Raw genomic sequence first — 26397 nt, 5'->3', positions numbered from 1 at the left:
CCCCCCCCCCCCCGCCCCCCCCCCCCCCCCCCCCGCCCCCCGCCCCCCCCCCGCCCCCCCCCCCCCCCCCCCCCCCCCCCCCCCCCCCCCCCCCCCCCCCCCAGAGAACCAGCAAACAACCACCGCGGAGGGGGCGGCGCCCGATGGCCGGTCTTTCACCCGAACCATGGCATGCTCGGCGCCAAGCCCACCCGGAACCTCCGCCATGCGCCTGTTCACCCGTGTCCTGCCCCTGATGCTGTTGGCCTCCCTGCTCTCCGGCTGCGGCTACAACGCCATCCAGCAGAAGGATGAAGCGGTCAAGGCCAGCTGGTCGGAGGTCATCAACCAGTACAAGCGTCGCGCCGACCTGGTGCCCAACCTGGTGCAGACCGTGAAGGGCTTCGCCAGCCAGGAAGAGCGCGTGCTGACTGAAGTGACCAACGCCCGTTCGCGTGTCGGCCAGATCAACGTCAATGCCGACGACGAAGCCTCGCTCAAGCAGTTCCAGCAGGCCCAGGGCGAACTTGGCAGCGCGCTGTCGCGGCTGCTGGTGGTCACCGAGAACTATCCGGAACTGAAGTCGAACCAGAACTTCCGCGACCTGCAGGCGCAGCTGGAAGGTACCGAGAACCGGGTCACCGTCGCCCGTGGCCGTTACATCCAGCAGGTGCAGGACTACAACACCTACATCCGCTCGTTCCCGCAGGTGATCACCGCCAAGATCTTCGGCTACAAGACCAAGCCGAACTTCACCGTGGACAACGAAGCGCAGATCTCCAACGCGCCGGCGGTCGATTTCGGCAACGCGCCGCAGCAGCAGCCGGCACCGCAGCCGGGGACCTGATCGATGCGCCTGGCCTCTGCGCTGCTGGCCCTGCTGCTGTGGCTGCCGCTGGCCTCGCATGCGCAGCAGCTGGCGCCGGTTCCTGCGCTGGATTCGCCGGTGGTCGATACCACCGGCACGCTGGACGCCACGCAGAAGCAGGCGCTGGTGCAGCAGGCGATCGAACTGCAGCAGCGCAAGGGCAGCCAGCTGCAGGTGCTGGTGGTGCCGACCACCCAGCCGGAGGACATCGCGCAGTACACCACGCGGGTCTTCGACCAGTGGCAGATCGGCCGCAAGGGCGTGGATGACGGGGTGCTGCTGGTGGTGGCCAAGGACGACCGGCGCGTGCGCATCGAGCCGGGCTACGGTCTGGAAGGCGCCATTCCCGATGCCATCGCCAACCGGGTCATCCAGGAATACCTGGTGCCGCGCTTCCGCAGCGGCGACTACGCCGGTGGCATCACCGACGCCACGGCGGTGCTGGTCAAGCTGATCGACGGCGAAACGCTGCCGGCACCGGTCAGCGACCATCGCGGTCGGGAACCCGGCGGTGGCGGCGATACCTGGTTCCTGGCGTTGTTCATCGGTGTGTTCGCCGGCAGCATCCTGCGCGGCGTGTTCTCGCGCGTGCCGCGACCGCTGCGAGGCCTGCTCGGTGGTGCCGGTGCGGCGCTGGCGGCGTTCCTGTTCACGTCCACGCTGCTGGCCAGTGGCCTGGCAGGCGTCGTAGGGCTGATCGTGGCCATGCTCTCCGGTCATCCGGGCCGCTTTGCCGGCGGCGGCGGCTGGGGCGGTGGCAGCTGGGGTGGCGGAGGCGGCTTCGGCGGGGGCGGTGGATTTGGTGGTGGCGGCGGCTGGGGTGGCGGTGGTGGCCGCTCCGGTGGTGGCGGTGCTTCGGGGGGCTGGTGATGATCCAACGTCTATGTCGGCACGTGTTTTCGCCGTCGGTACGGCGCGCGTTCCCGCCCGCCACATTGCAGGCGATCACCGAGGCCATCGCGGCCGGTGAGCAGCGCCACGGTGGGCAGGTGATGTTCGCGGTGGAAGCGGACCTGCCGCTGGCCGCGCTGTGGCACAAGGTCACCCCGCGCCAGGCTGCCGAGCATGCCTTTGCCCGCCTGCGCACCTGGGATACCACCCACAACAACGGTGTACTGATCTACCTGCTGCTGGCCGATCACGCGATCGAGATCGTTGCCGACCGGGGCCTGCACGGCCGGGTCAGCCCGGCACAGTGGCAGCGGGTCTGCACCCACCTGCGCGAGGGCCTGCGTGGTTCCCATCCGGTGGAAGCGCTGCAGGATGCCATCGACGAGGTCTCCAGCCTGATCGAAGGGCACTTTCCGGCCTCGACGCGGTCGAACGATGACGCGTTGCCGAACTCGCCCCAGCTCCTTGGTTGAGCCGGGGCGGCACTGGCCCGAGAATAGGCGTTCAACCGCAAGGCACCTTCCATGATCTATTTCCACGACATCGACCCCATCGCCCTCTCGCTGGGGCCGATCAAGGTGCACTGGTACGGCATCATGTACCTGCTCGGCTTCACCGCAGCCTGGCTGCTGGGCCGCAAGCGCATCGCCGATGGGCGCCTGCCGGGGGTCGATGCCAATGGTTTCTCCGACCTGCTGTTCTACGCCATGCTGGGCGTGGTGCTGGGCGGACGCATCGGCTACATGCTGTTCTACGCGCTGGGTGATTTCCTGCACAACCCGCTGCTGCTGTTCAAGGTGTGGGACGGCGGCATGAGCTTCCACGGTGGCCTGCTGGGCGTGATCGCCGCCTGCTGGTGGTGGTCGCGCAAGCACCGCCTGCATTTCTTCGACACCATGGACTTCATGGCGCCGCTGGTGCCGCTGGGCCTGGGCTTCGGCCGCATCGGCAACTTCATTGGTGCCGAGCTGTGGGGCAAGTACACCGACGGCAGCTGGGGCGTGGTGTTCCCGTCCGGCCTGCCGGCACCGCTGAACCAGCTCGACCACGCCACCCTGCAGGCGCAGTTCGCCACCGGCGCGCTGAACCAGTTCGCCCGCCATCCCTCGCAGCTGTATGAAGCGTTGCTGGAAGGCCTGGTGATGTTCGTGGTGCTGTGGACGGTGTCGGCCAAGCCGCGCCACCGCTACCTGGTGGGTGGCCTGTTCGCGCTGCTGTACGGCCTGTTCCGCTTCGCGGTGGAGTTTGTGCGCATGCCCGACAACGGCGTCTACGTGGCCTTCGACTGGCTGACCCGTGGCCAGATCCTCAGCCTGCCGCTGATCGCCTTCGGCCTGGTGCTGCTGGTGATGTCGCGCCGCGCGCCGGTACTGCAGCCGCAGCCGCTGGTAGCTGCCGGGGGCAAGGCATGAAGGCTTACCTGGACCTGCTCTCGCACGTGCTCGAACACGGCGCCGAGAAGAGCGATCGCACCGGCACCGGCACCCGCAGCGTGTTTGGCTGGCAGATGCGTTTCAACCTGGCCGAAGGCTTCCCGCTGGTCACCACCAAGAAACTGCACCTGCGCTCGATCATCCACGAGCTGCTGTGGTTCCTGAAGGGCGACACCAACATCGGCTACCTGAAGGACAACCAGGTGCGGATCTGGGACGAGTGGGCCGACGAGAACGGCGACCTCGGCCCGGTCTACGGCAAGCAGTGGCGTAGCTGGGCTACCGCCGATGGCGGTGAGATCGACCAGATGCAATGGCTGGTGGACGAGATCAGGCGCAACCCCGACTCGCGCCGGCTTGTGGTCAGCGCCTGGAACGTGGGCGAGCTCTCGCAGATGGCGCTGATGCCGTGCCACAACCTGTTCCAGTTCTACGTGGTGGACGGCAAGCTCAGCTGCCAGCTCTACCAGCGCAGCGGCGACATCTTCCTCGGCGTGCCGTTCAACATTGCCAGCTACGCGCTGCTGACCCACATGGTGGCGCAGGCCACCGGCCTGGGCGTGGGCGACTTCGTGCACACGCTTGGCGATACGCACCTGTATTCGAACCACTTCGAGCAGGCCCGCGAGCAGCTGTCGCGTGAACCGCGCGCGCTGCCGACGCTGTGGTTGAACCCGGAGGTGACCGACCTGTTCGGCTTCCAGTTCGACGACATCCGCATCGACGGCTACGATCCGCATCCGGCGATCAAGGCGCCGGTGGCGGTATGAGCGCGCGCATGCTGTCCCGGTGCCTGTTGGCGCTGTGCGCTGCGCTGCCTCTGGGCATGGCCCAGGCCGCAGCGGCGGATACACTGTCGTTGGCCAGGCAGGTCAATGAGCAGATCGTGCACAAGCACATGCGCGAGGAAGTGCAGGCGTTCGCCGGGGCATTCAACGGCAGCACGATGCTGCCCCAGGATGTTCCGGAAGGCTGCCGGGCGCAGATGCGTGAGGCGGTAACCGGCATGTACACGGCGATGACCGAGCACCTGAAGGCGGGCGTCGAGAACCCGGCGTATCAGCGTGAGCTTGAACAGGGTCTGGCCACCGTCTATTCCAACGACCAGCTGAAAGCGTTCCTGGCGCGCGGCGCCAGCGACGATATCGCTGCGCTGTCGGCAGAGATCCTGTCGGGACCGGGCCTGAAGGAGATCGAAGAGGCGCAGAAGCAGAAGATCCTCGCTGGCCTGGATGAGCAGACCACGTCCAGCCCTGCGCTGGCTGCGGCGTTGCAGGCCGCCAGTGCCGCAAACGCTGCCTGCGAACGCCTGCAGATCGACGCCAGCTGAGGAGGTGGTAGCAATGAAGCTGTCGATGATCGTGGCGCTGGACCGCAACCGTGGCATCGGCCAGGGCAATGCCATGCCCTGGCACCTGCCGGATGATTTCAAGCATTTCAAGGCGCTCACCCTGGGCAAGCCGATCCTGATGGGGCGCAAGACCGCCGAGTCGATCGGCCGCGTGCTGCCGGGGCGGACCAACCTGGTGCTGACCCGCAGCGGCCAGGTGCCGTTCGAGGGCATGCGTGCGGTGGCGTCGCTGGACGAAGCGAAGTTGATTGCCGAAGGCGAGGGCGCCAGCGAGCTGTGCATCATCGGCGGCGGCGAGATCTTCCACCAGCTGCTGGAGCAGGCCAGTGACCTGTACCTGACCTGGGTGGATGCCGAAGTCCCCGCCGATACCCATTTCCCCGAAGTGGACGTGCAGGACTGGCGGGAAGTGAGCAGCGAGCCGCACCCGGCCGACGAACGCCACGCCTACGCGTTCCGCTTCGTGCACTACGTGCGCCGCTGATCGCTGCGCATCTGTAGAGCCGAGCCATGCTCGGCTGCTGTTGCCGGACACATCCCGTAGCCGAGCATGGCTCGGCTCTACAGGATTGCCTACGGCATCCGGTAATGCCCGATGATCGTGTGCTGGAACAGCAGGTTCTCTTCCCGCGTGCCGCGCGCGATGTTGTGCAGCACCAGCGGCGTGCCATCGGCCAAGCGCCGGTCGGAGACGATACCCACATGCAGCAGGCCGTTGCCGTTGAGCTTCCAGGCGACGATGTCGCCGGCTGCGTAGTCGGCGGCGGCGGTGCTGATCGGCTGCTGCCAGCGCTGCCGCTCGAACCAGCGCATCAGGTTCGGTACGCGACGATGATCGATGTTGCGGTCCGGCCGTGACAGGCCCCAGATCGCCGGATAGGCACTGAAGTTGCCGCGCATGTCTTCATGCACGCGTGCCTGCAGGTCCAGGCCCTGGCTGCGCAGGGCGCGCACCACCACATCGGTGCACACGCCGCGATCCAGTGGCACGTCGCCGCCGGGATAGGCCAGCACCTGATAGGCAGGGTCGTAGCGGGTGGTGACGCCGATCTGCGCGCGCGCCGCAGCCACCAGTGGCGGCGAAGGCGCCTGTGGTGGCGTCGGTGTGCGTTCAGCGCTGTCCGCAGCCGTGGGAGCAGTCGGCGAGCCGGGCTGGCAGCCGCTGGCCAGGGCCAGCGTCAGCAGCAGCACCGTCCATGGTGCCCAGCCGTGCCGCGTCATGCCTGCGGCGGGGTGCTGTTGTTGTTGGGACCGCCGGAGCCACCACCACCACCGCCACCACGGCGACGACGACGGCGCGGGCCGCGGTTGCCCGGGTTGGCGGCCGGAGCATTGCCGCCGCCCTGTTCCTTGCCCTGCGCCGGTGCAGCCGGGCGCTCGTGCGCCGGGCGCGCTGGCGGGCGGGCGTTGGGCACGGGTGCCGGTACATCGCGGCCTGGCACCTGCACCACGCGCAGTTCATCGGTATCGAGCTGGATCGCGGTCAGCTTGCCGCCCCAGACAGCGCCGGTGTCGATGGCGTGCACGCCCTGGGTGATGGTCAGGCCCAGCGCCGACCAGTGGCCGCAGACGACCTTGAGGTCACGCTCGACCCGGCCCGGCACTTCGAACCAGGGATACAGCCCCTGTTCCTGCGTGCCCGGCGTGCCCTTGTCCTCGATGCCGATACGCCCGCGCGGGGTGCAGTAGCGCATGCGGGTGAGCACGTTGATGATCGCGCGCGAGCGGTCGTAGCCGGACAGGTTCGGTGCCCAGCTCGGCTTGTCGCCGTACATGTTGCGGAACAGCTTGCGGTAGCCGGCGCCGTGCAGCTGCACCTCGACTTCGGCCGCATGCTTCTCGGCCATCTGCGTGGTCCACTTCGGCGCCAGGCCGGCGTGCACCATCATCCAGCCCAGCTCGCGGTCCACGTGCACCAGCTTCTGCAGGCGCAGCCAGTCGAGCAGTTCGTCGCGGTCCTCGGCCTGCACGATGCGCAGCAGGTCCGGGTTGACCTTGCGCTGTTCCTCTTCGGTGCGCGCACCGACGGCCAGCAGCGAAAGGTCATGGTTGCCCAGCACCACTACGCTGTGCTCGCGCAGCGAATGCACCAGCCGCAGCGTTTCCAGTGACTGGCCACCGCGGTTGACCAGGTCGCCGCAGAACCACAGGGTGTCCTGCGCCGGGTCGAAACGGATCTTCTCCAGCAGTCGCTGGGTGACGTCATAGCAGCCCTGCAGGTCGCCGATCGCCCACACACTCATCGTTCGGCCTCCGTGTCAGTGCAGGGTACGCGGGATGGCCAGCACGAAAGGTGCGACCGGCGCGGCAAATTCGGTGCCGTCGTCGGCGACCATGTCGTAGTGGCCCTGCATGGTCCCGTGATCGGTCCCCAGCATGACACCGGACGTGTAATGGAAGTCTTCACCGGGACGCAGGCGCGGCTGCTCGCCGATCACCCCGTCACCATCGACGTGCTCGACGCGGCCGTTGGCATCGGTGATGCGCCAGTGGCGTGCGACCAGGCGCGCGGCAACACGCCCCTGGTTGTGGATGCGGATCGTGTAGGCGAACGCATAGCGCCCGTCTTCCGGCGCGGATTGATCGTCGAGGAAGCGCGGTGCGACTTCGACGGAGATGGCATAAACGTCAGCGTCTTCCATACCGGCAGTGTAATCAGGAGGCATTGGCCAAAGCGATGAATTCGGCCACGTCCAGCTGTTCGGCGCGGGCATCGGGACGCACGCCGGCGGCAACGAACTGTTCGGCGGACACCACGTTGTTCAGGGCGTTGCGCAGGGTCTTGCGGCGCTGCCCGAAGGCGGCCTTGACCACCTCGGCGAAACGCTTGTGGTCGTGGATGTTGATCGTGGCTGGGTCACGCGGCACCAGCCGCACCACGGCCGAATCGACCTTCGGCGGCGGCCGGAACGCGCCCGGCGGCACCACGAACAGCGAGGTCACCTGGCAGTAGGCCTGCAGCATCACGCTGAGCCGGCCGTACACCTTGCTGCCGGGGCCGGCGGCCATGCGGTCGACCACTTCCTTCTGCAGCATGAAGTGCATGTCGCGGATCACCGCCGCATGTTCCAGTGCATGGAAAAGGATCGGCGAGGAGATGTTGTAGGGCAGGTTGCCGACCAGGCGGATCGGCTGGCCGGCAGCCAGCTCGGTGAAGTCCACGCGCAGCACGTCGCGGTGGACGATGGTCAGCTCGCCCAGCGGCTCGGCGGCGGCGGTCAGTGGCGCGATCAGGTCGCGGTCGAACTCGATCACCGTCAGTTTCGGATGCACGCGCAGCAGCGGCAGGGTGATCGCGCCCTGGCCGGGGCCGATCTCGACCAGGCGGTCACCGTCTTTCGGGTTGACCGCCATCACGATCTTGTCGATGTAGTGGCGGTCGGCCAGGAAATGCTGGCCAAGCTGCTTCTTGGCCGGGGCGGTGAACACCGGGCCGGAGGGGGAATGCGGGGAATTCATGCGCTCAGTGTACGTTGCCGCGCAAGCTGCGCACACAACGTCGTTGCCGCCTGCAGGCTGGAAGGATCGGCAATGCCGCGGCCGGCAAGGTCCAGCGCGGTGCCATGGTCCACCGCCACGCGCGGGTAGGGCAGGCCCAGGGTCAGGTTCACCGCCTGCTCGAAGCCCGAATACTTCAGCACCGGCAGGCCCTGGTCGTGGTACATCGCCAGCACGGTGTCGAAGCCTGCCAGCTTGGCCGGCAGGAAGGCGGTATCGGCCGGCAGCGGCCCGATCAGGTCCATGCCCTCCGCGCGCAGGCGCTGCAGCAGCGGGATGACCAGGTCCAGTTCCTCGCGGCCCAGATGACCGTCTTCACCGGCATGCGGGTTCAGGCCGAGCACGGCGATGCGTGGCGCGGGCAGGCCGAATTCGCGGCGCAGCGCAGCGTGCACGGTGCGCAGGGTGTGTTCCAGGCCGGGCGCGGTGATCGCGTCGGCCACCTCGCGCAGTGGCAGGTGGGTGGTGGCCAGGGCCACGCGCACGATGTGGTTGGCCAGCATCATCACCACCTTCACCCCGGCCTGGTCGGCCAGCAGTTCGGTGGTGCCGCTGTAGGCGATGCCGCCTTCGTTGATGACCGCCTTGTGCACCGGGCCGGTGACTACGCCGTGCAGTTCGCCGGACAGACAGGCCTGGCCGGCACCGAGCAGGGCGCCGATGACGGCGCCGGCATTGGCCGGATTGGCCTGGCCGAAGTGGCTGGGCACGGTATTGGCTACCACGCGCACACGCAGATCGCCGGGGACGCGTGCTTCGGCGTCCTCGGGCAACAGCTGCAGGGGCAGGTTCAGCGCGGCCGCGGCCGCGAGCAGGGTATCCGGGTCGGCGAAGGCCAGCAGCCGGCAATCTTCACGCGGCTGCTGGACGAGGCGGACACACAGCTCCGGGCCGATCCCGGCGGGCTCGCCCGGTACCAGAGCGAGCTCGGGGCGCATCGGTCAGGACTGCGGCGGCGTGGCGGTGTTTTCCGCGCGGTCGCCGCTGCGGAAGCTGACGTAGGCTTCGCCACGCAGTTCCTGCAGGAAGCGGTTGTACTCGTCTTCCAGCTTGCGGCGGCCGATGGTCTCGCGGACCTGGGCACGCTGGTTGTCAGTGGTCACGTCGGTCTGGCGGGTGCCCACGCGCTGCACGATGTGCCAGCCGGCATCGGTGCGGAACGGCTGGCTGACGCCGCCGTCCTGGATGCCGGACACCTGCTGGCCGAACGCCGGACCGAACGCGTCGGCCGGGAACCAGCCCAGATCGCCGCCCTGGCCCTTGCTGTTGTTGTCCTCGGAGGACTCCTTGGCCACGGTCTCGAAGTCCGCGCCACCGGCGATGCGGGCACGCAGGGTATCGATCTTGGCCTTGGCGGCAGCGTCGGTCTGGTGATCGTCCACGCGCACCAGGATGTGGCGGCCGTGGTACTCGGTGACCGTGTGCTCGCCACCGCTGGCGGCGCTGGCATCACGCACTTCCACCAGCTTCAGCAGCTGGAAGCCGCTGGGGCCGCGGATCGGGCCGACCACTTCGCCGGGCTTCATCTTTTCCATCATCTGCGCGAAGGCCTGCGGGATTTCGTCCAGGCTGCGCCAGCCCAGGTCGCCGCCTTCCAGCGCGTTGGGGCTGTCCGAATAACGCACGGCGGCGGCGTTGAAGTCCAGCTCACCCTTGTCCAGCAGGGCCTTCACGCCTTCGGCCTTCTTCTGGCCGGTGGCGATCTGGTCGGCGTTGGAGCCGTCGGGCAGGGCGATCAGGATGTGCGCCAGGTGGTACTGGTTGCCAACCGTGGCCTGCTGCTTCAGGGCGGCGTCGACTTCGCCCTCGCTGACGCTGATGCGGCTCTGCGCGAAGCTCTGGCGCAGGCGCTGCACGGTGATTTCATCGCGCACTGAAGCGCGGAAATCGTTGAAGTCGATGCCGTCGTGGGCCAGGCGCTGGCGCAGTGCATCCAGGTTCGAGCCGTTCTGCTGGGCGATGGCATTCATCGCCTGGTTCAGCTCCTGGTCGCTGACGCGGATGCCGCTGCCTTGGGCGCGGGCCACCTGCAGCTTGACCAGCACCAAGCGCTCGAGCACCTGGCGGCTGAGTACGTCTTCAGGCGGCAGCTGGTTTTCACGGCCGGCGTACTGCGCCTTGATGTTGGCGATCGCACGCTGGAGCTCGCTCTGCAGGATCACGTCCTCGTCGACGACGGCGGCGATGCGGTCCAACGGCTGCGCCTCCTGCGCGAGCACCTGCACGGGGGCGGACACGCTGGACACCGCCAGCAGGGAGGCGAGAAGAACGGGGAAGCGCTTGGTCATGGGATCTGATTCGGATCGTAGTCATCCCGGGTCGCCCCGGTGTTGCTGGGCGGCACGAGATAGAGGTCGTCGCGGTTGTAGCCGAGGATAGCACGGCGCAGCGTACGGTCCGTGTCCTGGCCGATGGAGCTGAGGCCCTTGAGGACGAACTCCAGCTGGATGGAATTGTTCATGTCGCCTTCGCGGTTGCGCACGTAGCGGCGGGCCACTGCACGCACGGCCAGGCAGCAGCTGTCCCACTGCACGCCGGCGATGATCTCCAGCGGTTCCTTGTCCTGCAGCGAGTAGTAATACCGGCCCACCAGGCTCCAGCGCGCATTCAGCGGGTACAGGAACGACAGGTCGGCCTGCTCCAGCGGGGTCCGGTCATGCTTGTTGGCGGTTGCCGGGGCGCCGGCATTGATGCGATAGCGGTAGCTGAGGTTGATCACGCCATCGTTGGGCATCAGATAACGGGCGCGGACGCTGGCCAGATCTTCGCGCTTGTACTTCGGGTCCCACTGGTAGGTGGCGCCCAGGGTCCAGCGGTCGTTGATCATGTAGTTGCCGTCGGCGATCCACGCCGACTTGCCCTTCTCCACCGGCGCGCCGCCCGGCGTGGTGCTCACCCGCGATTCGTCGAAGTACTGGATCTGGCCGATCGCGGCCGAGAAGCGTTCCTTGCCGGTGGTCTGGTCGATGAAGCGGGTGCCCAGTGCCAGGGTCAGCTGGTTGGCATCGTTCTGGCGGTCGGCGCCGGTATAGCGCGAGTCGCGGAACAGCTGGCCCCAGCTGAAGGTGAAGTCACGGGTGTCGAAGATCGGCAGCTCGTCCTGGTTGCGGTAGGGCGTGCGCAGGTAGAACAGGCGCGGCTCCAGGGTGTGCAGGAACGACTTGCCGCGGATGGTGGTCTCGCGGTCGAAGAACAGGCCGGCATCGAGGCTGCCGATCGGCAGGCTGCGGCTGGGCGAGGTATTGCCGCGCAGCTGCTCGGGCGTGGCGGTGTTCGGATCGATGCCCTGGGAGGTGAGCACGGTACGGCGGACACTGTCGGCCAGGCCGCGATCCAGGTCATAGGCAGTGTAGCGGTAGGCCAGGGTCGGGGTTACGTACCAGGCTGCGCCACTGATCGGGAACGACACGTAGGGCTTCACGTCCAGGCGCGAACCACCGAACATGCGCTGCACCTGCCCGTTGCGGGTGTACTGCAGGTCGGTGCCGGCACTGGCGTCGTACTTGAAGTTGACGTCGTCGTGGGTGAAGCGCACCGCTTCGGTGTAGATGCCGGTTTCCAGCCACGGCAGCACCGGCTTGTTCCAGTTGAAGAACAGGCGTGGCTCGCGGTTGTAGGGCAGGGCGCGCTCGTCGAGGGTGTAGTCGGTCAGCTGCCAGCGGTCGGCCATGATGCCGGCCGTCCAGTTCTGGCCGGTGCCGTACAGGCCGATGGTGCTCTGCAGGTTGGAGGCGGTCACCCCCACCAGGCGGTTGGCGAAGTCCTCGACATAGCGTTCGTCGCTCACCCAGGCCAGGTTGGCGCGGGCCTGCCAGTGGCTGTTCACGTTGTGGTAGCCGTCGAACATCACCCGGCCGCGGTCGCGGTCGCGCAGCTTGTCGTTGGGCATGTAGCTGGTCAGCACCTCGCCACGGCCGCCGTTGTAGAGGTAGCGGAACTCGTTGTCGAGCAGCAGGCCGCGCCGGCTCATGTAGCGCGGGGTCAGGGTATCGTCGTAGTTCGGCGCCAGGTTGAAATAGATCGGCTGCGCATAATCGAAGCCATTGCGCCCGGACATGCCCAGCTGCGGGAACAGCAGGCCGGTCTTGCGGCGGTCATCGATCGGGAACTTGAAGTAGGGCGCCCACAGCACCGGCACCTTGCCGATCCGCAGCACGGCGTTGCGGGCCGTGCCGAAGCCTTCGTCGTTGTCCACTTCGATCTGCGGCGCCGACAGCTTCCACACCGGCTGCGACGGGTCGCAGGTGGTGTAGGTGGAGCGGTGCATCTGGCCGACCGCGCCCTGCAGGTCGACCGACTCGGCATCACCGTTGCCCCGGCGCGACACCAGCTGGTACTTGATGTCGGAGATCTTGTGGGTGTCGCTTTCCTGGTTGCCTTCGGCGCGCTTGGCGACCATCCGGATCGACCCGTCCTGGTAGCGGACATTGCCGTCGGCGATGTAGTTGCCGGTCTCGGTGTCGAAGCTGAGCTTGTCGGTACCGACGAACTGGTCACCCCGGCGCAGCGCCACGTTGCCCTCGTACTGCGGCACCGTGGTGGTGCCCAGCAGCTGGTCGCCTTCGATGTCGGTCGGCTGGTTCTCGCGGGCGGCTGCGGCAGCAGCCTTGTCCTGGGCCGGGACCGGGGTGGGGGCGTCGGTGAACGCGGGAATGACGTCGGTGGCCGGGCACAGGCCCCAGTTGAGCGGCTTGTCATCGGCCATCGCCGGCAGGCTGATGGCGATGCTCAGAGGCAGGGGAAGCAGGCGGAGGGCTCGGCGCACGCGGTTCGGATTCGGGCGAAAACGGACGGTAGCTTGCCCCATCCCTTGCATAGGGGCAATGAAGGGCGCCGGAGCCTGCCGGTTCGGGTTCATCCGGCGGAGGCACCCGCAGAGGGTGTGATCAGGGCCTGGACATGGGCCACGCTGCACTCGGCCAGGGCCTGCAGGTCGTAGCCGCCCTCCAGCATCGAGACCACCCGGCCGGCGGCGTGACGGCGTGCCAGCGCATGCAGTTCACGGGTGATCCAGGCGAAATCGTCGGTCTCCAGCATCAGATCGGCCTGCGGGTCGCGCAGGTGGGCGTCGAAGCCGGCGGAGATCAGCAGCAGCTGCGGACGGAAGTCGTCGATGGCTGGCAGCATCTCGTCGGCCCAGACGTTGCGGAAGCGGAAGCCGCCGCTGCCCGGTGGCAACAGGATGTTCATCAGGTTGCCGGCACCGCGGTCGCGGCGCAGGCCGGAATTGGGGAACAGCCCGGCCTGGTGGGTGCTGTAGTAGGAGACCCGGGCATCGTGCTGGAAGATGTCCTGGGTGCCATTGCCGTGGTGGACGTCGAAATCGACCACCGCGATCCGCTCCAGGCCATGGCGGTCGCGGGCATAGGCGGCAGCGATGGCGATGTTGTTCAACAGGCAGAAGCCCATCGCCGTGCTGCTGGTGGCGTGGTGGCCCGGCGGGCGTACCGCGCAGAAGGCCAGCGGGTCCTCGCCCAGCATCACCGCGTCGACCGCGGCCACGCCGGCACCGGCGGCGTGCACGGCGGCGCTGGCCGAACCTGGCGAGGTCCAGGTGTCCATGTCCAGCTGGCGCAGCGGCGCGGTCTGCGGCTGCAGCACGAAGTCGAGCAGGGCGCTGTCGTGGACCCGGGTCAGTTCGCCGAACTTGGCCGGCGGCGCCTCGCGCCAGTCCAGCTGATCAGGGAAGGCGGCGTGCAGTGCGTCGAGTACGTACTGCAGGCGCTGCGGGCACTCCGGATGGCCGGGGCCGGGGTCATGCAGCAGGCAGGACGGGTGGGTATAGACCAGCATCGTGCCGACTCAGCGCTGGCGCTGCTGTGGCTGCCACAGCGCTTCGCCGTGGCCATCAGCACGGGCCAGCACCCGGGCCAGCACGAACAGCAGGTCCGACAGCCGGTTGAGATACTGCAGCGCCTCGCTGCGCACGGCCTCGTGGCGGGCCAGGGTGACCGTCTCGCGCTCGGCGCGGCGGACGATGGTGCGGGCCAGATGGCAGCGCGCGGCGGCTTCGCCGCCGGCCGGCAGGATGAATTCCTTCAGCATCGGCAGGTCGGCGTTGTAATGGTCCAGCTGCTGTTCCAGGGCCGAGACGTCGGCGGCGTGGATCGCGGCATGGCCGGGAATGCACAGCTCGGCGCCCAGATCGAACAACTGGTGCTGCAGATGCACCACCAGCGCGCGCACATCCTCGGGCAGTGGCGCGGCCAGCAGCAGGCCGAGCGCGGCATTGGCCTCGTCGACGGTGCCGAAGGACGCCACGCGGGCGTCATCCTTGGCTACGCGCTGGCCGTCGCCAAGGCCGGTACTGCCGTCGTCGCCGGTGCGGGTGTAGATGCGCGAGAGGCGATGACCCATGGCGCGGCTCAGTGGCGGATGTCGCGGCGGGCCTGCTGGAGCTTCAGCACCTGCTCCACGGCCAGCTGCAGGGCGGCGGCCAGCGCCACATAGATCGCCGTGGTGCGCAGGTAGGGCCCGAACCACTGCGCGTAGTTCTGTGCCCAGCCGGCCAGGGTCGGCTCGGCCACGTTGCGGCTGCTCCAGTAGAAACCGCCCTGTGCCAGCAGGTGGCAGACCGCCACCGAAGCGACCAGCAGCAGTGCGCCCTTGGCCAGTACCGGCCAGCGCGCGCTCTGGTAGTTGCGGCCCAGCAGCATGCCGCCGGCCCACAAAGAGAAGTAGGCCGGCAGCAGCAGCCAGTAGCCCGGCGACACGCAGTAGTGCTGCCAGAAATCCAGACCGCTGCTGCGGATCACGATCCAGTCCACCAGCACTGCGAACACCATCAGCAGCGGGAACGCCCAGCGCGTCCAGCGGGCCAGGTAGAAGCCACCGATGAAGAACACGGCCCAGGAGGCATCCGGAATGGCCGCGAAGTGATTGACCCGGGTCGCCGCCAGCAGCAGTACGAGTACGGACAGGACGAAGGCGCGGTTGGCGGTATCGGACATGGTGGGGGCCCGGAGCGGATTCAGGTTTCATTCTAGCCCGCCGCGCAGGTTGGCGCAGGTGCCGCCCGTTCGGCGTACAGTCGGGGCGAGCGCGTATCATGAACACATGAGTGAACGACATGACGTGCTGATTGTCGGTGGTGGCCTGGTCGGTGCCAGCCTGGCCATCGCCCTGGACCGCCTGGGCCGCGACGTGGGCCTGCTTGAGGCCAGCCCGGCCGGCGAGCTGCCTGCGGTGTTCGACCAGCGCAATCTCAGTTTCGCCGCTGCCACCGTCAATGCGCTGACCGCGCTGGGGGTGATGCAGAAGCTGGCGATGGCACCGGGCCCGATCCGGCGCATCCATGTCAGTCGTGCCGGCGATTTCGGCCGTGTGCAGCTCGAAGCGGCCGATTACGACCGGCCGTGGTTCGGCCAGGTGGTGGTCGCGCGCGATTTCGGCCAGGCGCTGGAAGCGCGCCTGCAGGAACTGCCGCGCCTGCGCCGCTACCGGCCGATGCGGTTCCTGGGGCTGGGTGAGGTGGTCGATGGTTACCGCCAGGTACGGGTGGCTGACGAGGCTGGCGAACGCGTGCTGCTGGCACGGTTGGTGGTGGGGGCCGATGGCACCACCAGCGGCGTGCGTGGCGCGCTGGGCATCGAAGTCGACCGCCATGATTTCCAGCAGACCCTGTTCGTGGCCCGCGTGCGCAGCCAGCGCGCGCCGGATGGCACCGCCTGGGAACGCTTCACCGATACCGGCCCAACCGCCCTGCTGCCGCGTGGCGATCGTCACTTCGGCACCGTGCACGGCGTAGCGCGCGACCAGGCCGATGCGGTGATGGCGTTGGACGATGCGGCCTGGCTGCAACGCCTGCAGAGCGCGATCGGCTGGCGTGCCGGCCGCCTGCTTGAATCCGGCCCGCGCAGTGCCTACCCGCTCATCCAGGTGCTGGCGCGCGCGCTGGCCGGTGAGCGCACGGTGCTGCTCGGCAATGCCGCGCAGACCATCCACCCGCTGGGCGCACAGGGCTTCAACCTGGGCCTTCGCGATGCGCTGACCCTGGCCGAACTGCTGGAGGATGCGCATGAGGATGCCGGCAGCGATGCGCTGCTGAAGGCCTACGTCGCGCGGCGCGAGGAAGATCGCCGGCAGACGGTGGCGTTCTCCGGTGGGCTGGCACGATTGACCAGCAACCCGGCACCGCTGATGCGGCCGCTGCGCAGCCTCGGCCTGGTGGCCGCGCAGCGCGCGTCGGTGCAGTCGATGCTGGTCGGTGGTGCGATGGGCTTCCGTGGTGACGTGCCGCGCCTGTGCCGCGGAGAAGCCGCATGAGCCGGCGCACGCGTCTTGATGTGGCCATCGTTGGTGGTGGCGTGGTCGGTGCCGCGTGTGCGCTGGCGCTGGCCGATGCCGGCCTGTCGGTTGCGCTGGTGGAAGGCCGCGAACCGGCACCGTGGCAGGCCGCACAGCCGGACCTGCGGGTGTTCGCCTTCGCCGCCGACAACGTGCAGCTGTTGAACCGCCTGGGTGTGTGGCCAGCCATCGCGCAGGCCCGCGCCTGGCCTTACCGGCGCATGCAGGTGTGGGATGCGGCCGGTGGCGAGGATCTGTTGTTCGACGCCGATCGCTTCGGCCGTCGTGAGCTGGGCTACATCGTCGAGAACGGCCTGCTGCAGGATCGCCTGTGGGCGGCGCTGCCGGCGGCGGGCGTGCAGCTGCACTGCCCGGCACGGGTGGAGGCGCTGGAACAGGATGATGACGGCGTGCGCCTGCGGCTGGATGACGGGCGCCGCCTGGAAGCGGCGCTGGCGGTGGCCGCCGACGGTGCCGAGTCAACCCTGCGCCAGCTGGCCGGGATCGAGGTTGAAAAGCATGACTACCACCAGCGTGGCGTGGTGGCCTATGTGGACAGCGATCTTCCCAACCAGGCCACCGCATGGCAGCGCTTCCTGCCGACCGGGCCGCTGGCGCTGCTGCCGGTGGCCGAGCGTCGCAGTTCGATCGTCTGGACCCTGCCCGAGGATGAAGCGGCTCGCGTGCTGGCCCTGGACGAGGACGCCTTCAACCGCGAACTGACCCGTGCCTTCGCTGCGCGCCTGGGCGAACTGCGATTGGCGTCACCGCGTGCGGCCTTCCCGCTGCGTCGCCAGCTGGCCCGTCACTACGTGGCTGGCCGCGTGCTGGCGCTGGGTGATGCTGCGCATGTGGTGCATCCGCTGGCCGGGCAGGGCGTGAACCTGGGCCTGCGCGATGTCGCCGCCCTGCAGCAGTGGCTGGCGCCGTCGGCCGAACGCCGCGGCCAGCCGCGGCTGTCGCCGCAGCGCCTGCAGCGCTGGGCACGCGAACGGCGCAGCGACAACCACATCGCCGCCTACAGTTTCGATGCGATCAACCGCCTGTTCTCCAACGACGAAATGCACCTGACCCTGGCCCGCGGCCGTGCGCTGGGCTGTGTCGGCAAATGGCCGCCGCTGGTGCAGGCGTTCTGGAAGCGCGCCGCCGGGGTCTGACCGGAATACAGGTCGCTCTGGCAGGTGCCAACGCCGCTCTGGTAGGTGCCAACCTTGGTTGGCACAAGGCTGGAAATACCCTCGCCTCATCTGGGCCCAGGATGCCTGATGGATGTGCCAACCAAGGTTGGCACCTACCAGAAGCGGGCTCCGTTACCGCCGTTGATCCACGCCATGCGTGGATGAAGATCGCGCCGGTGGATCAATCAACCAGCCAACCAGCCAGGTCGGCACGGTCCAACTTGCCGCGGTGCCTGCGATCCAGTGAATTGAATTCATCGGCCAGCGCCGGGTTGGCCTGTGCTTCCTGGCGGCTGATGAAGCCATCGCCGTTCACGTCGAGGTCGCTGAAGCGGATGCGGTACTGGCCGATCACGCTGCTCGGTTCCAGCGAGCGAACGGTGACCTGTGCTTCGCCGGCCGGCTGCGGAATCTCGACGCTGCCGGTGACCAGACCGGCGCTCAGCGGTTGCTGGCGGATGGCGCCGCCGGTCGGGCCCAGCGGCTGGCTCTGCGCCGGCGTGGACGGGCCGTGTTGGGCCATGGCCGGTACCGAGGCCAGCAGGGCGGCCAACAGCAGGGCGGAACGCGGAATGTTCATGACAGGCTCCTTGCCAGAGGGTACCGGGAGCGTACTCCCGGCAACCTGTGCCGCCGATGACGGATCAGCGCAGCGGCGAGGCCAGCACGGTGATCTCTTCACGATCGTGATAGAGCTGCTTGGCACGCACCACCAGCGGCTTGCCGGCCTGGTCCTGGAACAGGTCCAGGCACAGCCGGGTCTCGTCCCAGCGCTTCTTCATCGGCAGCTTCAGATTGAAGATCGCGTGCCTGCACCAGCCTTCGCGGAACCAGGTGGCCATGCGTTCGGCCACGCGGCGCGGCTGCTCGACCATGTCGCAGACCATCCAGTCCAGCGGCTGTTCCGGGTGCCAGTGGAAGCCATCGGCGCGCAGGTGCTCGACCAGGCCGGTGTCCAGCACATGCTGGCGCAACGGGCCGTTGTCGATGCTCAGTACGTGCATGTGCTGGCGGGTCAGCACCCAGGTCCAGCCGCCCGGTGCGGCACCCAGGTCGGCCGCGCGCATGCCGGGCCTGGCCAGCGCTTCGCGTTCTTCCGGCGTCAGCAGGGTCAGCAACGCTTCGTCCAGCTTCAGCGCCGAACGCGAAGGCGCTTCGGGCAGCAGCTTCAATCGCGGAATGCCCAGTGCCCAGGGTGCGCTGTCGGCCGGGTCGGCCACGCAGACGAAGGCATGGGTGCCGTCGACGAACACCACATGCAGGCGCGGCAGGCGGTCGTTCGGCTTGTCGGTGAGCTTGCCGGCCTTGCGCAGCGCCGGGCGCAGCGCGTTGCCGAAGGCACGGGCCAGCCCGGACAGCGGCTTGCCGGCGTCCGAATCGGGGTGCTCCACCCACAGGTCACCGAAGCGCGGCGCATCGGCCAGCACCTCCAGCATCGGGGTGATGCGGTCGGCCGGGTCCAGCTGCGGCAGCTCGGCCAGCACCACCAGCTTCTGCCGCGCGAAGATCAGTTCGCGCCAGCGCAGGCGCGGTGCCAGTGCCGCAGCTTCGTCGCACATGAACAGCACGTAGCCATCATTGCGCTGGGTGCGCGCATAACCGGCGAAACCGGCTTCACCGGCGCGGAACTGCAGTTCGCCAGCCAGCTCGGGCTCGAAGCCCTGCCGGCACAGGCACAGCAGGCCGATGCCGGTCTCAGTAACGGGCGCCATCGCTTTCCCCATAGGCACGCAGCACGCTGCGCGCGGCGTCGCGGTTCAGGCCCTGCACCACTTCGATGCCGCGCTTGTTGAGTTCACCCACCCAGTCGGCCGGCAGCGGGCCTTCGTCGAACGGGGTCAGCTCTTCGACGTCGGCCGAGTTGGCACCGATCAGCAGGCGGTCGATGCCGGCCCACACGGTGGCGCCGTAGCACTGGCAGCACGGCTGCGAGCTGGTGGCCAGGGTGACCAGCGACAGTACCGCGTTCAGGCGCGGGGTCTGCAGGCGCTGCTGGGCCAGCATGTAGGCCATGTTCTCGGCGTGCGCCAGCGAGGTCGCGTGCGGCATCACCCGGTTCACGCCGGCGGCGATCACCTTGTCATCCGGGCCGAACACCACCGCACCGAACGGGCCGCCACTGGCGTGCTCGACGTTCAGCCGCGACAGCTCGATCGCCAGCGCGACCTTGGCCTCATCGCCCGGATATCGACGATCCAGGTCGATCTGGTCGTGGATCCAGGCGGGAAGGGTCAGGTGGACTTGCGCGTACAGCATCGCGGGGGTGCCTCGTAGGGAATGGAAGAAGGTGCGGTTGCTTGGGAAACCGGCGCGCAGTGTAGCCGCACCGGCCTGTATCGGGTGTGGCGGTGGGTCAGCCCGGCGAGCCGGTGCGGATCACTACGTACTGCTTGCGGAATTCCAGCCCGGCCTGCGGCCAGCTGGCCGCGTAGGCGCGCAGCAGGGGCAGGGCGGCGGCGAAGTCGTGGCCGTTGACCCGGCAATCGGCCTCGCACAGGCCGTCGGCATCGCGCGAGGCGAACAGGCGGATGGCGAGGAACTGGCGGGCTTTCAGCAGCTCATCGAAGGCCTCCATGCTGCGCGTGAACAGGCAGCAGGGGCAGGAACCGTGGTCGTCCTCGCTGCAGGTGGAGGCATCCACCTCCTGTGCGCGGTAGTGCGCCAGCGGCCCCAGCACCACGGTGCGCTGCAGTTCTTCGCCTTCGTCGGCGCCCGGATAGGTCAGGCCCAACATCGGCAGGCCCTGCGCGTCTGCGGCGCCGACGGCGGTCTGCAGCGTCGCCAGGTCCACCCGCACCCAGGCCTGGAAGCCGGACAGCAGCGACGCCTGTTCGTCGGCACCGTTGGCGTGCTGGTACTCGAACAGGCCATCGGCGAACAACACCGGATGCTGGGCCTCGATGACGGTGGAGGTCTGCCAGCCGCCGTTGTCGCGCGCGTGCGCGGCCATCGCGTGCGGGGTCAGGCGCAGGCCGCTGTCCAGCAGCAGCGCGCCGCCGTCGGCGCGGCAGGCGATGCCGGCGTCCTGCAGGACCTGCTGCAGCAGCGGGAGGAGAGCGGCGGAGGTCGTGGTCATGTCAGGCCTGTGGATGGATGGGGTGGAACATCCAGGCAGGGCCTGGGGATCTAGTGGTCGAGCGCGTCGAGTTCGGCGCGATATCGCTGCGCGTCGGGCTGCTGTTGCGGATCGTTGCCGTGGTCGCGCAGCCAGGTTTCCAGCTCGCGGCGATAGTCCGCGCGGAAATCGGCATTGCCCGGGCTGAAGTGCAGCTTGCGCGCCGCCACTTCCACCCGCTCGCGCGCGCTGGCCCGGGCCTGGGCGATGCCGTGCGGCGATTCATTGGTGAGGATGACGAAGTTGCGCGGGAAACCCGGCGTGTACTTGACCACGAACGGCTGGTCGGGCGCCGGGATGCGGATCGCGTTCTCCAGCGGCCACAGCGAGGCGGTGTTGGTGTGGAACACCACCTCCACGTCGCGGCCCTCGGCGGTGCGCAGCACCCCTTCGTAGCGCCAGATGTACTGCTCGTTCATCGTCGAACTGGTGCGCTCGGACTTCACGATCACCGCTTCACCAGGCTCGCCCACCACGTTCAGGAAGGCGGCGTTGAGGAAGTGGCCGAGGAAGATGTTGAGCATCGCCAGCGGGAACACCACGATGGCGTAGCCCGGAAAACGCCGCCACCACGAGACCAGCCCGGCCAGCACCATCGCCGAAAAGAACGTCAGCAGCGGATGCTGCGAGATGAACCAGAACAGGACGGAGAGGGCGGTGATCATCGTCGGGGTCATGCGGGCGCCGTGCTGGCGCCCGCGCAGGTCCTCAGGCCGACCAGGTGTCGCGCAGGGTCACGCTGCGGTTGAACACCGGCTTGGCTTCGGTGTGGTCGCGGCGGTCGGCCACGAAGTAGCCGGTGCGTTCGAACTGGAACGACTGCTCCGGGGCAGCGCTGGCCGCGGCCGGCTCGACATAGCCGGTGACGGTGCGGCGCGATTCCGGATTGAGGTAATCACGGTAGGTCTTGCCTTCCGATTCGTCGTCGGGGTTCGGCACCGAGAACAGGCGGTCGTACAGGCGGATCTCGGCCGGCACGCCATGCACGGCGCTGACCCAGTGGATGGTGCCCTTGACCTTGCGGTTGGCGCCTTCCATGCCCGGACGCGATTCCGGATCCAGCCAGCCACGCAGCTCGGTGATGGTGCCGTCGGCATCCTTGATCACTTCATCGCAGCGGATGATGCCGGCACCACGCAGGCGCACTTCGCCACCCGGCACCAGGCGCTTCCAGCCCTTCGGCGGCACTTCGGCGAAGTCCTCGCGGTCGATCCACACTTCGCGTGCGAACGGCACTTCGCGGCTGCCGAAGCTCTCGTCCTTCGGGTGGTTGCTGAAGGTCAGCTGTTCTTCGTGGCCTTCCGGGAGGTTGGTCAGCACCAGCTTGACCGGGTCGACCACGGCCATGCGGCGCGGCGCGGCGCTGTCCAGGTCTTCGCGCAGCGCGCCTTCCAGCACGCTGAAGTCGATCAGCGAATTCTGCTTGCTGATGCCCACGCGCTCGGCGAACAGGCGCATCGCGGCCGGGGTGTAGCCACGGCGACGCAGGCCCTGCAGGGTCGGCATGCGCGGGTCTTCCCAGCCGTCCACCAGCTGCTCGGTAACCAGCGCCATCAGCTTGCGCTTGCTCATCACCGTGTAATTGATGTTCAGGCGCGAGAACTCGATCTGGCGCGGCTTGGCGGCTTCGCGCGGCAGGCCGGCGTCGACCAGCGGCTGGGTCAGCGTGTCGTCATGGGCGAAATCGACGTTGTCCACGCACCAGTCGTACAGCGGGCGGTGGTCTTCGAATTCCAGCGTGCACAGCGAGTGGGTGATGCCCTCGATCGAGTCGCCCAGCGCGTGCGCGAAGTCGTACATCGGGTAGATCGGCCACGCGTTGCCGGTGTTCTGGTGCTCGACGTGCTTGATGCGGTACAGCGCCGGATCGCGCAGGTTGATGTTGCCGCTGGCCATGTCGATCTTCGCGCGCAGGGTGCGCGCGCCATCCGGGAATTCACCGGCGCGCATGCGGCGGAACAGGTCGAGGTTTTCCTCGACGCTGCGGTCGCGCCACGGCGACGGGCGGCCCGGCTCGGTCAGGGTGCCGCGGTAGGCGCGCACTTCCTCGGCCGACAGGTCGCAGACATAGGCCTTGCCCTGTTCGATCAGCTTTTCGGCCGCCAGGTAATAGGTCTGGAAGTAGTCAGAAGCATGGCGCAGTTCGTTCCAGCTGAAGCCCAGCCAGCGCACGTCGTCCTGGATCGCGGCCACGTATTCCGGGTCTTCCTTGGCCGGGTTGGTGTCATCGAAGCGCAGGTTGCAGACGCCGCTGAACTCGCCGGCGATGCCGAAGTTCAGGCAGATCGACTTGGCATGGCCGATGTGCAGGTAGCCGTTCGGTTCCGGCGGGAAACGGGTCTTGATCGCCTGGTGCTTTCCGCTGGCCAGGTCCTCGCGCACGATCTGGCGGATGAAATCGCGCTTTTCGTGGCTGTCGGCGGGGGTCTCGGGGCTGGCGGGGGTGTGCTCGGACATGAGTCGGCGAAAAGAAAGGCAGAAAGATCGCCAGTCTAGCGCGTACCGGGCAGGGCTGCCCGGTGGGGCGTGGGGATGCCGGCCAGCGGCCGGCACTACCAGGCCCTCTTCCCGGTAGCGCCGGCCGCTGGCCGACGGAATGTGGATCGCCGTGCAATTGGGTAGTGCCGGCCGCTGGCCGGCAGAACGGTCATGCGCCGTCACCACCACCATTCAGCCCCCGAGCGTATGCTGGAACCCTGTCCCACGGAGCTGCCGCATGCACATCGTGTACAAGGCCGACAACCTGTTCGACGCCCACCTGGTCAAGCACGCGCTGGAGGATGCCGGCATCCCGGCCTTCGTGTTCGGCGAGTCGTTGCTGGGTGGCATGGGCGAGCTGCCGCTGTTCGGCGTGCTGCGGGTAGGCATCCCTGATGCGGCACGGCCGCAGGCCGAGGACATCGTGGCGGCGCTGGACTTGGGCCACGCGCCGGACGCCCCCATTTCAGATGCAGACGACATAGCCGGCCTTCCGGCCTAGGAGCGCATCATGTTGGGAATTGGCCAGGGCATCCTCGGCATCGGCGCCTTCAAGCAGCGTCTGCCGCGCCCGGAAGAAGCACTGCCGGGGCGTGACCAACCGCTGCCGCTGCACAGCAACCAGCACTTCGTGAACAGCCATCCGCTGAAGGACCGTTTCGCCGGCCTGCAGCAGATCCGCTTCGCGCTGGGCTGCTTCTGGGGCGCCGAGCGCAAGTTCTGGACCGAACCGGGCGTGTACAGCACATCGGTGGGCTATGCCGGCGGCATCACCCCGAACCCGACCTATGAAGAGGTGTGCTCGGGCCTGACCGGCCACACCGAAGTGGTGCAGGTGGTGTTCGACCCGGCGGTGGTGAGCCTGGAGCGGCTGCTGCAGCTGTTCTGGGAAAGCCACGACCCGACCCAGGGCATGCGCCAGGGCAACGACACCGGCACCCAGTACCGTTCGGCGATCCACGCCACCGACGAGGCGCAGTACGCCACCGCGCTGGCCAGCCGCGAGGCCTACCAGGCGCAGCTGGATGCGGCCGGCTACGGCCCGATCACCACCGAGATCGAGTACCCGGCACCGGCGTACTACTACGCCGAGGACTATCACCAGCAGTACCTGGCGAAGAACCCGAACGGTTACTGCGGCATCGGCGGCACCGGCGTGAGCTGTCCGATCGGATTGGATGTGGAGGCGCCGCGCTGACGCGCGGTGGTCCGCCTGCGGCGGGCAACGTCAAAATCAACGTCAACAGCCAAAGCGGCTCTGGGTTGTTGTGAGTTTGGCGGGACGGGTATAGATGGCGGGACACGCCGTAAACCCGTCCATGGGGGCTCGGCCACGGCATCCATGCCGTGGACGGTCCCGCCATCTGCACCCGTCCCGCCTTCGACAGTTTCCCGGTGACGGTGGGCAAGAGCATTGGGTTACTGACGAACTGAAAGAAAACAAAAAGGACGCGGCCTTCGCCGCGTCCTTTTTGTTTGGTCCTGCAGTGCTCCGTAGAGTCGAGCTTGCTCGACTGCGAGCAAGCGAAGCGCGCGACCCGCTTTTGCTCTTCTTTCTTTCATCCGTGGCGGGCGGCCGCCGGAAACTGTCAGAGGGCGGGGGGGGGGGGGGGGGGGGGGGGGGGGGGGGGGGGGGGGGGGGGGGGGGGGCCCCCCCCCCCCCCCGCCGCCGCCCCGCCCGGCCCCCCCCCCCCCCCCCCCCCCCCCCCCCCCGACCCAGCGCGGCTTTCGCTCTTGCTTCAACGCGACCAAGCCCCCGCCACGAGGGGCTCAGCCGTTCGCCGGAATCACAGTTCCGAACGAATGCGCTCGCGCAGCACCTGCAGATCCTTGGCAAACGCATCGATACCGGTCGCCAGCTTCTCGGTCGCCATCGGATCGGCCGCCAGATCCGCCGCGAACTTCGCCGCGTCGATCGGGGTCACGGGCACGCCATCCGCCGCACCGGCCACCAGCTTGCGCGGCAGCTCGCCGTGGTCGGCGTCCAGCTTCTCCAGCAGGTCCGGCGAAATCGTCAGGCGGTCGCAGCCGGCCAGCGCTTCGATCTGCGCGGTCGAACGGAACGAGGCGCCCATCACCACCGTCGGCGAACCGCGGCGCTTGAATTCGGCATACACGCCGCGCACGAACTTCACGCCCGGGTCTTCATCGATGTTGGCCGGGGTCTGGCCGTTGGCCACGTACCAGTCCAGGATGCGGCCGACGAACGGCGAGATCAGGAACGCGCCGGCTTCGCTGCAGGCCAGCGCCTGGGTCGGGTTGAAGATCAGGGTCAGGTTGCAGTCGATTCCCTCGGCCTGCAGGATGCGCGCGGCTTCCACGCCTTCCCAGGTCGCGGCGATCTTGATCAGGATCTTCTCGCGCGGCACGCCGGCATCGGCGTACATCTGGATGAACTGGCGGGCCTTGGCTACGGTGGCAGCGGTGTCGTGGGCCTGGTCGGCATCCACTTCGGTGGACACGCGGCCCGGCACCAGCGTGCTCAGCAGCGCGCCGACGCCGATGGTCAGGCGGTCGGCCACGGCGTGCACCACGGCTTCGCGGTCGCCACTCTGCTGGCGGCCCCAGGCCAGTTCGCGTTCGATCAGCTCGGCGTAGACCGGCAGGTCCAGCGCCTTCTTCACCAGGGTCGGGTTGGTGGTGCAGTCCACCGGCTGCAGGCGCTTGATCGCCTCGTAGTCACCGGTATCGGCAACGACCACGGACAGTTCGCGCAGCTGGGACAGTTTGGACGGGGTACTCATTACGGCTCCTGGTGCAGGGGGATCGAATCGCGCGCGGTGCGCAGCGGTAATCAGGGGCGGTCGTTGTGGACCGCGGTCACGCGCAGGCGCAGCTTGCGGCCGCCGGGCGCGTTCCAGTCGATGCTCTGGCCGATCGAAAGGCCGAGCAGGGCACTGCCGACCGGGGCCAGCACGGAAACCTTGCCTTCATCGACGTTGGCTTCGCGGGGGAAGACCAGGGTCAGGACGTGCTTCTCGCCCGACACTTCATCTTCGCACTCCACGCGCGAATGCATCATGACGATGCCTTCGGGAATCTGGTCCGGTGCCAGTACGGTGGCACGGTTGAGTTCTTCAGCAAGCGCGAGCGCGGCAGGCGTCTGGCTCAGCGCAGGGGATTCGAGCATGGCGTCCAGGCGGTCCATGTCGAAGGTGGAAACGGTGATCGACGGCGGCAGGCCGCTGGCGGTACTCATGGTGAAGCTCCTTGGTTGAAAGCCATGCAAAAGGCGGCACCTGCTGGCGCCGCCTGTCTGTATTGTGGGGACAAATGCGACCGGAATCGACTCCTGCCGATTCCAGGCCGGTGCTGCGGGG

The 26397-nt window shown here is 68.1% G+C and carries 28 protein-coding genes and 1 pseudogene; 11 read left to right on the top strand and 18 right to left on the bottom strand.

What is annotated here, in order from left to right; translation table 11 throughout:
* Positions 1–205: 205 nt before the first annotated feature.
* From V3B64_RS20920 to V3B64_RS20890, 7 genes are read left to right on the top strand one after another with little or no spacing between them, the layout of a single operon-like run.
* On the top strand, positions 206–826 hold the full coding sequence (locus V3B64_RS20920) for a LemA family protein (RefSeq protein ID WP_032130538.1): 621 nt from the start codon (positions 206–208) through the stop codon (positions 824–826).
* 3 nt (positions 827–829) lie between these two features.
* Positions 830–1717 carry a TPM domain-containing protein gene (locus V3B64_RS20915; protein WP_329914879.1) on the top strand — a complete coding sequence of 296 codons (888 nt, stop codon included), beginning with the start codon at positions 830–832 and terminating at the stop codon, positions 1715–1717.
* A complete protein-coding gene (locus V3B64_RS20910; RefSeq protein WP_111202427.1) occupies positions 1717–2211 on the top strand; it encodes a TPM domain-containing protein in 495 nt (164 codons plus the stop codon). Before V3B64_RS20915 ends, V3B64_RS20910 begins: the two co-directional genes overlap by 1 nt.
* Positions 2212–2262: 51 nt before the next feature.
* Complete coding sequence (gene lgt / locus V3B64_RS20905; protein ID WP_329914878.1) at positions 2263–3150, top strand: prolipoprotein diacylglyceryl transferase; 888 nt, start codon at positions 2263–2265, stop codon at positions 3148–3150.
* Positions 3147–3941 (top strand): thymidylate synthase, encoded by a 795-nt coding sequence (locus V3B64_RS20900; RefSeq protein ID WP_329914877.1) that lies wholly within the window; start codon positions 3147–3149, stop codon positions 3939–3941. The genes lgt and V3B64_RS20900 overlap by 4 nt, the downstream gene beginning before the upstream one ends.
* Before the next feature lie 8 nt (positions 3942–3949).
* A complete protein-coding gene (locus tag V3B64_RS20895) occupies positions 3950–4501 on the top strand; it encodes a hypothetical protein (protein ID WP_032129921.1) in 552 nt (183 codons plus the stop codon).
* Positions 4502–4514: 13 nt separating this feature from the next.
* On the top strand, positions 4515–5006 hold the full coding sequence (locus V3B64_RS20890; protein WP_285303309.1) for a dihydrofolate reductase: 492 nt from the start codon (positions 4515–4517) through the stop codon (positions 5004–5006).
* An 89-nt stretch (positions 5007–5095) separates the two neighbouring features.
* On the opposite strand, the gene V3B64_RS20885 is transcribed toward V3B64_RS20890, so the two are convergent.
* The 10 genes and pseudogenes from V3B64_RS20885 to V3B64_RS20840 all read right to left on the bottom strand — a co-directional run bounded on the left by V3B64_RS20885 (position 5096) and on the right by V3B64_RS20840 (position 14970).
* Positions 5096–5743, bottom strand: coding sequence for a DUF1287 domain-containing protein (locus V3B64_RS20885; protein ID WP_049398137.1), 648 nt, complete (start codon positions 5741–5743; stop codon positions 5096–5098).
* Positions 5740–6765 (bottom strand): symmetrical bis(5'-nucleosyl)-tetraphosphatase, encoded by a 1026-nt coding sequence (locus tag V3B64_RS20880; RefSeq protein ID WP_121504905.1) that lies wholly within the window; start codon positions 6763–6765, stop codon positions 5740–5742. The genes V3B64_RS20885 and V3B64_RS20880 overlap by 4 nt, the downstream gene beginning before the upstream one ends.
* A 15-nt stretch (positions 6766–6780) precedes the next feature.
* Positions 6781–7164: a Co2+/Mg2+ efflux protein ApaG gene (gene apaG, locus V3B64_RS20875; protein ID WP_005412297.1), complete on the bottom strand. Its 384-nt coding sequence runs from the start codon at positions 7162–7164 to the stop codon at positions 6781–6783.
* A gap of 13 nt (positions 7165–7177) precedes the next feature.
* On the bottom strand, positions 7178–7981 hold the full coding sequence (gene rsmA / locus V3B64_RS20870; RefSeq protein WP_049398140.1) for a 16S rRNA (adenine(1518)-N(6)/adenine(1519)-N(6))-dimethyltransferase RsmA: 804 nt from the start codon (positions 7979–7981) through the stop codon (positions 7178–7180).
* Complete coding sequence (gene pdxA / locus V3B64_RS20865) at positions 7978–8958, bottom strand: 4-hydroxythreonine-4-phosphate dehydrogenase PdxA (RefSeq protein WP_329914876.1); 981 nt, start codon at positions 8956–8958, stop codon at positions 7978–7980. The genes rsmA and pdxA overlap by 4 nt, the downstream gene beginning before the upstream one ends.
* Before the next feature lie 18 nt (positions 8959–8976).
* A pseudogene (locus V3B64_RS20860) lies at positions 8977–10308 on the bottom strand (peptidylprolyl isomerase); the annotation flags it as partial.
* Positions 10305–12785, bottom strand: coding sequence for an LPS-assembly protein LptD (gene lptD / locus V3B64_RS20855; RefSeq protein WP_329914875.1), 2481 nt, complete (start codon positions 12783–12785; stop codon positions 10305–10307). The gene lptD and the pseudogene V3B64_RS20860, both read right to left, overlap by 4 nt.
* An 89-nt stretch (positions 12786–12874) precedes the next feature.
* Positions 12875–13813 carry a histone deacetylase family protein gene (locus tag V3B64_RS20850; protein WP_032129908.1) on the bottom strand — a complete coding sequence of 313 codons (939 nt, stop codon included), beginning with the start codon at positions 13811–13813 and terminating at the stop codon, positions 12875–12877.
* 9 nt (positions 13814–13822) lie between these two features.
* Positions 13823–14377: a cob(I)yrinic acid a,c-diamide adenosyltransferase gene (locus tag V3B64_RS20845; RefSeq protein WP_049398143.1), complete on the bottom strand. Its 555-nt coding sequence runs from the start codon at positions 14375–14377 to the stop codon at positions 13823–13825.
* Between the two features lie 8 nt (positions 14378–14385).
* Positions 14386–14970 carry a hypothetical protein gene (locus tag V3B64_RS20840; RefSeq protein WP_019338105.1) on the bottom strand — a complete coding sequence of 195 codons (585 nt, stop codon included), beginning with the start codon at positions 14968–14970 and terminating at the stop codon, positions 14386–14388.
* 106 nt (positions 14971–15076) lie between these two features.
* Here V3B64_RS20840 and ubiH point away from each other — a divergent pair, with 106 nt between their 5' ends.
* Both ubiH and V3B64_RS20830 read left to right on the top strand, forming a co-directional pair.
* Entirely contained in the window at positions 15077–16285 is a 1209-nt protein-coding gene (ubiH, locus tag V3B64_RS20835; RefSeq protein ID WP_032129910.1) for a 2-octaprenyl-6-methoxyphenyl hydroxylase, read from the top strand.
* On the top strand, positions 16282–17463 hold the full coding sequence (locus V3B64_RS20830) for a UbiH/UbiF family hydroxylase (protein ID WP_121504906.1): 1182 nt from the start codon (positions 16282–16284) through the stop codon (positions 17461–17463). Before ubiH ends, V3B64_RS20830 begins: the two co-directional genes overlap by 4 nt.
* 202 nt (positions 17464–17665) lie before the next feature.
* Here V3B64_RS20830 and V3B64_RS20825 read toward each other — a convergent pair whose 3' ends face one another.
* From V3B64_RS20825 to V3B64_RS20800, 6 genes are all read right to left on the bottom strand, one after another.
* A complete protein-coding gene (locus tag V3B64_RS20825; RefSeq protein WP_329914873.1) occupies positions 17666–18064 on the bottom strand; it encodes an EF-hand domain-containing protein in 399 nt (132 codons plus the stop codon).
* Positions 18065–18128: 64 nt separating this feature from the next.
* Complete coding sequence (gene rlmM, locus V3B64_RS20820) at positions 18129–19196, bottom strand: 23S rRNA (cytidine(2498)-2'-O)-methyltransferase RlmM (protein ID WP_110711094.1); 1068 nt, start codon at positions 19194–19196, stop codon at positions 18129–18131.
* On the bottom strand, positions 19180–19740 hold the full coding sequence (locus V3B64_RS20815; RefSeq protein ID WP_329914872.1) for a nucleoside deaminase: 561 nt from the start codon (positions 19738–19740) through the stop codon (positions 19180–19182). The genes rlmM and V3B64_RS20815 overlap by 17 nt, the downstream gene beginning before the upstream one ends.
* Positions 19741–19837: 97 nt before the next feature.
* Entirely contained in the window at positions 19838–20560 is a 723-nt protein-coding gene (locus V3B64_RS20810) for a DUF6348 family protein (protein ID WP_110711095.1), read from the bottom strand.
* Between the two features lie 50 nt (positions 20561–20610).
* Positions 20611–21264, bottom strand: coding sequence for a hypothetical protein (locus tag V3B64_RS20805; protein WP_329914870.1), 654 nt, complete (start codon positions 21262–21264; stop codon positions 20611–20613).
* A 43-nt stretch (positions 21265–21307) separates the two neighbouring features.
* Positions 21308–23056 (bottom strand): glutamine--tRNA ligase/YqeY domain fusion protein, encoded by a 1749-nt coding sequence (locus V3B64_RS20800; protein WP_049398150.1) that lies wholly within the window; start codon positions 23054–23056, stop codon positions 21308–21310.
* 259 nt (positions 23057–23315) lie between these two features.
* Between V3B64_RS20800 and V3B64_RS20795 the strand changes: the two genes are divergently transcribed.
* Both V3B64_RS20795 and msrA read left to right on the top strand, forming a co-directional pair.
* Positions 23316–23579 (top strand): DUF2007 domain-containing protein, encoded by a 264-nt coding sequence (locus V3B64_RS20795; RefSeq protein WP_010481810.1) that lies wholly within the window; start codon positions 23316–23318, stop codon positions 23577–23579.
* A 30-nt stretch (positions 23580–23609) separates the two neighbouring features.
* The gene (msrA, locus tag V3B64_RS20790) at positions 23610–24275 is read left to right on the top strand and encodes a peptide-methionine (S)-S-oxide reductase MsrA (RefSeq protein ID WP_049422898.1); all 666 of its coding nucleotides are present in this window, start codon (positions 23610–23612) and stop codon (positions 24273–24275) included.
* Between the two features lie 589 nt (positions 24276–24864).
* On the opposite strand, the gene V3B64_RS20785 is transcribed toward msrA, so the two are convergent.
* Positions 24865–25821 carry a transaldolase gene (locus tag V3B64_RS20785; RefSeq protein WP_329914868.1) on the bottom strand — a complete coding sequence of 319 codons (957 nt, stop codon included), beginning with the start codon at positions 25819–25821 and terminating at the stop codon, positions 24865–24867.
* Positions 25822–25871: 50 nt separating this feature from the next.
* Entirely contained in the window at positions 25872–26276 is a 405-nt protein-coding gene (gene rnk, locus V3B64_RS20780; RefSeq protein ID WP_005408156.1) for a nucleoside diphosphate kinase regulator, read from the bottom strand.
* Positions 26277–26397 lie beyond the last annotated feature (121 nt).

It is taken from the genome of Stenotrophomonas sp. SMYL86, assembly GCF_036320025.1.
GTDB classification, from domain to species: domain Bacteria; phylum Pseudomonadota; class Gammaproteobacteria; order Xanthomonadales; family Xanthomonadaceae; genus Stenotrophomonas; species Stenotrophomonas maltophilia_A.
The sequence above is the reverse complement of the archived record's forward strand: the minus strand, read 5'-3'. Positions and strand labels throughout refer to the sequence as shown.

What these genes read in the sequence shown, in the direction of transcription:
- rsmA (WP_049398140.1), bottom strand. Translation starts at nt 7,981, where the DNA reads ATGAATTCCCCGCATTCCCCCTCCGGCCCGGTGTTCACCGCCCCGGCC.
- V3B64_RS20830 (WP_121504906.1), top strand. Translation starts at nt 16,282, where the DNA reads ATGAGCCGGCGCACGCGTCTTGATGTGGCCATCGTTGGTGGTGGCGTG.
- V3B64_RS20880 (WP_121504905.1), bottom strand. Translation starts at nt 6,765, where the DNA reads ATGAGTGTGTGGGCGATCGGCGACCTGCAGGGCTGCTATGACGTCACC.
- V3B64_RS20900 (WP_329914877.1), top strand. Translation starts at nt 3,147, where the DNA reads ATGAAGGCTTACCTGGACCTGCTCTCGCACGTGCTCGAACACGGCGCC.
- V3B64_RS20815 (WP_329914872.1), bottom strand. Translation starts at nt 19,740, where the DNA reads ATGCTGTACGCGCAAGTCCACCTGACCCTTCCCGCCTGGATCCACGAC.
- V3B64_RS20805 (WP_329914870.1), bottom strand. Translation starts at nt 21,264, where the DNA reads ATGATCACCGCCCTCTCCGTCCTGTTCTGGTTCATCTCGCAGCATCCG.
- V3B64_RS20795 (WP_010481810.1), top strand. Translation starts at nt 23,316, where the DNA reads ATGCACATCGTGTACAAGGCCGACAACCTGTTCGACGCCCACCTGGTC.
- V3B64_RS20785 (WP_329914868.1), bottom strand. Translation starts at nt 25,821, where the DNA reads ATGAGTACCCCGTCCAAACTGTCCCAGCTGCGCGAACTGTCCGTGGTC.
- V3B64_RS20850 (WP_032129908.1), bottom strand. Translation starts at nt 13,813, where the DNA reads ATGCTGGTCTATACCCACCCGTCCTGCCTGCTGCATGACCCCGGCCCC.
- V3B64_RS20810 (WP_110711095.1), bottom strand. Translation starts at nt 20,560, where the DNA reads ATGACCACGACCTCCGCCGCTCTCCTCCCGCTGCTGCAGCAGGTCCTG.
- V3B64_RS20840 (WP_019338105.1), bottom strand. Translation starts at nt 14,970, where the DNA reads ATGTCCGATACCGCCAACCGCGCCTTCGTCCTGTCCGTACTCGTACTG.
- V3B64_RS20800 (WP_049398150.1), bottom strand. Translation starts at nt 23,056, where the DNA reads ATGTCCGAGCACACCCCCGCCAGCCCCGAGACCCCCGCCGACAGCCAC.
- V3B64_RS20825 (WP_329914873.1), bottom strand. Translation starts at nt 18,064, where the DNA reads ATGAACATTCCGCGTTCCGCCCTGCTGTTGGCCGCCCTGCTGGCCTCG.
- V3B64_RS20895 (WP_032129921.1), top strand. Translation starts at nt 3,950, where the DNA reads ATGCTGTCCCGGTGCCTGTTGGCGCTGTGCGCTGCGCTGCCTCTGGGC.
- V3B64_RS20920 (WP_032130538.1), top strand. Translation starts at nt 206, where the DNA reads ATGCGCCTGTTCACCCGTGTCCTGCCCCTGATGCTGTTGGCCTCCCTG.
- V3B64_RS20915 (WP_329914879.1), top strand. Translation starts at nt 830, where the DNA reads ATGCGCCTGGCCTCTGCGCTGCTGGCCCTGCTGCTGTGGCTGCCGCTG.
- pdxA (WP_329914876.1), bottom strand. Translation starts at nt 8,958, where the DNA reads ATGCGCCCCGAGCTCGCTCTGGTACCGGGCGAGCCCGCCGGGATCGGC.
- rlmM (WP_110711094.1), bottom strand. Translation starts at nt 19,196, where the DNA reads ATGGCGCCCGTTACTGAGACCGGCATCGGCCTGCTGTGCCTGTGCCGG.
- rnk (WP_005408156.1), bottom strand. Translation starts at nt 26,276, where the DNA reads ATGAGTACCGCCAGCGGCCTGCCGCCGTCGATCACCGTTTCCACCTTC.
- V3B64_RS20885 (WP_049398137.1), bottom strand. Translation starts at nt 5,743, where the DNA reads ATGACGCGGCACGGCTGGGCACCATGGACGGTGCTGCTGCTGACGCTG.
- ubiH (WP_032129910.1), top strand. Translation starts at nt 15,077, where the DNA reads ATGAGTGAACGACATGACGTGCTGATTGTCGGTGGTGGCCTGGTCGGT.
- apaG (WP_005412297.1), bottom strand. Translation starts at nt 7,164, where the DNA reads ATGGAAGACGCTGACGTTTATGCCATCTCCGTCGAAGTCGCACCGCGC.
- lgt (WP_329914878.1), top strand. Translation starts at nt 2,263, where the DNA reads ATGATCTATTTCCACGACATCGACCCCATCGCCCTCTCGCTGGGGCCG.
- V3B64_RS20845 (WP_049398143.1), bottom strand. Translation starts at nt 14,377, where the DNA reads ATGGGTCATCGCCTCTCGCGCATCTACACCCGCACCGGCGACGACGGC.
- V3B64_RS20910 (WP_111202427.1), top strand. Translation starts at nt 1,717, where the DNA reads ATGATCCAACGTCTATGTCGGCACGTGTTTTCGCCGTCGGTACGGCGC.
- V3B64_RS20890 (WP_285303309.1), top strand. Translation starts at nt 4,515, where the DNA reads ATGAAGCTGTCGATGATCGTGGCGCTGGACCGCAACCGTGGCATCGGC.